General features: G+C 36.5%; 3 protein-coding genes. All 3 read right to left on the bottom strand.

All coding sequences use genetic code 11. The features are described 5' to 3' along the window. Positions 1-379 (bottom strand): tetratricopeptide repeat protein (locus F6K51_RS36875; protein ID WP_293031030.1); only part of this gene is annotated, 379 nt, incomplete at its 3' end. Between the two features lie 58 nt (positions 380-437). Then, positions 438-1,283, bottom strand: a complete 846-nt coding sequence (locus F6K51_RS36870; protein ID WP_293031027.1) for a sulfotransferase domain-containing protein — start codon at positions 1,281-1,283, stop codon at positions 438-440. Between the two features lie 6 nt (positions 1,284-1,289). Further along, a partial coding sequence (locus F6K51_RS36865; protein ID WP_293031024.1) for a TauD/TfdA family dioxygenase occupies positions 1,290-1,646 on the bottom strand: 357 nt, incomplete at its 5' end.

Below are 1,646 nucleotides of genomic sequence, written 5' to 3'. Positions count from 1 at the left end.
CTTGAACATCTAAGGCATTATGGTAATTTTGTACTTCTTCTGGATTCAATTTAAGGGCGTGGCTGTAATAACGAGTAGCTTCATATCCGCCTCCTGGTTGTTCTTTGTGGGCTATAGCTTCTCCTAGATTTTGGTGGTACCAAGCTGAATTGGGAGCAAGGGCGATCGCTTCTCGAAAACAGGCGATCGCTTCATCAAATTGATATTTTTTTAAGTAGACTTCTCCTAGCTTATTATGCAATTCAGCAATGCCTGGGTTAAGTTTTATAGCTTTTTGATATGAGATAATAGCTTTATCCAAACTGTTTTGTTTGACTAAAGCTTCTCCTAATAACAAAATTTGATTTATTTTGGATTGAGTAGGGTTATGTTCGCTCATGCTCTTAAAATATCAGTTATAAACATTCTTAATTCTTAATTCCGCGCAGCGGCTGTTCTTACCAGTTCATATCCTTTTCGTAGCCAGTTTTGATAAGTATATCGTCAAAGTGCTGCTTAAATTTTTCCTTGACCCGAGCAGAAAAATGTTTTTTCCACTCTCCAGCAACCCCTTTTCTTTGATGAGATGTAATATCTTCTTGACCTCGCTGACGCCCTCCTGTCATTGACTCAAAGGAGTTCTCTCTAATGATTTCATGCAAATTTTTACGGTCTATATTAATTTGGCAATGATCAATTATCTGCTCAAAAACTTTATATTGATCCGCTAGTAAATCCTCATATTTGAATAAGGCTTCATCCTTGAGCCACGACAACTGAAAATTATGATAACCCAAACGGTTAACTATTTCATCCATCAAATAGAGCAAGCCTTCTTCCTGACTAAGGCTGTTTAATGTCTTTCGCAATTTAGATATATTGTCTGTGACTAGAGCATGGCTAATTTTAAAACTAAAATAACCGGAAACAATTGTGTCTCGAAGATCGCGAATAATGATAAACTTTCTGTAAGGCTGTTGTCGCTTTTCAAAATTATACCAATTTGTAATATAACTATTAGGATAGTGTAGTAACGGCTTGCCTAGTAAATGTTTTTTATGCCAAAAATTCCCCCAAAGATTAGAGCCAAGTAGCGCTTCCAAGTCTGGTTTCGATAAATGAACAGCAGGGTAAACACCACCTAATTTAATTGGGGATTTTATATAATAGTAACCGCGAGGTATTTTTGAGACAAACCGATTTGGAGCACAAGAGTTTAGTACTGCTGTGACCCATCGCGATCCTGCTTTGTGATGAGTGATGTGAAATATTGTTGGCTGATTGTTCATTTTTTTTTCATCCATGCAAAATTATGAAATCAAACAGGTGCTAATGTAATATCTGATTAAATGTCTTTTGGTATTTTCCGGCAGTTTTCCCCTACAATGTAACATCCGATGATTATCAATAAAAAGACATTCTTTCGGTGCCAGTCTAATTTTTATCAGTTCCGTTCTTTGCTTGTGTACGACGTATTCAGAAAATTTTTCTAACAATTTAGTCTGTGCGCCGTTGTGATGATTCGATAAATTCCAAGGAACGTAAAATACCTGATAGGTTGAATTTTTCTGGGAAATCAGGGGTTGATAAACAACGTCTTCTTCATTAGTATTCGGGTTCCTAATCATATACTGGACGTTAACTCCGCTTAAAACTGAAAGCTCGGA

Origin of the sequence: Moorena sp. SIO3I8 (assembly GCF_010692325.1) — a bacterium.
Lineage (GTDB): Bacteria > Cyanobacteriota > Cyanobacteriia > Cyanobacteriales > Coleofasciculaceae > Moorena.
Note: the sequence above shows the minus strand (reverse complement) of the source record. Positions and strands in the feature narration are given on the sequence as shown.